Genomic DNA, 714 nt, shown 5'->3' on the forward strand with positions numbered 1-714 from the left:
GTTATAAGTGAACACAGAAAGCTTAGAGGCATTATAGTAATTTATTTGTACTGGGATATCGGTGATTTTGATATTTTTTTGTTCTTTGGTAGTCAGATCATTAAAAATCAAATTTTGGCAAAGATATTTAATCTTTTTTCTTTGTTTTTTATAAGAACTTGGTACGAGAAATTGGCGAACATTATTTTTATTTCTTGCTAGTATTAATTTTTTATTATGGGTATATTTTAAATAATTTTCATTAACGGTCATAACTTGGAAAGTTTGTTTAGATGTATAAACTGAAGAATAGCCCTTTTGAGTTATCAGATTTTTGATTGGATTAATAACTTCACCATTTATATACATTGCCTTTGTTGATTTTTCCAGCCTGGTAAATAATGAAAAAATTTTGTCGGCGGTTTTGTGCCCTCCCAGCAGGTAATCTTGACTTTCTTGATTTGATTCTCGAAACTGGTTCAATGTTAGAACGTTACCGTATTTTTGCCAATTATTATTTAATTGGTTCTGCTTGATTAATGCCTGAATATTATCCGAAAGCAAAATTATTAGTCCGGTAACTAACAAGGTCATAAAAGCTTTCATGATTAAACAGAGGACATTGCCGAGCTTGAAATTAAGAAAATTCTTTAACATTTTGCTGATTGTGACTCGCTTAATTATTAAGTAGGCAAAACTGTTTAAAGCCAGGAACAGAGCGAGAACCGCTAATTG

General features: G+C 30.7%; 1 protein-coding gene. It reads right to left on the reverse strand.

Features of this window, described 5'->3' with window-relative positions; genetic code table 11:
• Positions 1-636 (reverse strand): hypothetical protein (locus KH893_RS11245; protein ID WP_281166205.1); only part of this gene is annotated, 636 nt, incomplete at its 3' end.
• Positions 637-714: the final 78 nt, after the last annotated feature.

It is taken from the genome of Liquorilactobacillus sicerae, assembly GCF_029916425.1.
In the GTDB taxonomy this organism is placed as follows: domain Bacteria; phylum Bacillota; class Bacilli; order Lactobacillales; family Lactobacillaceae; genus Liquorilactobacillus; species Liquorilactobacillus sicerae.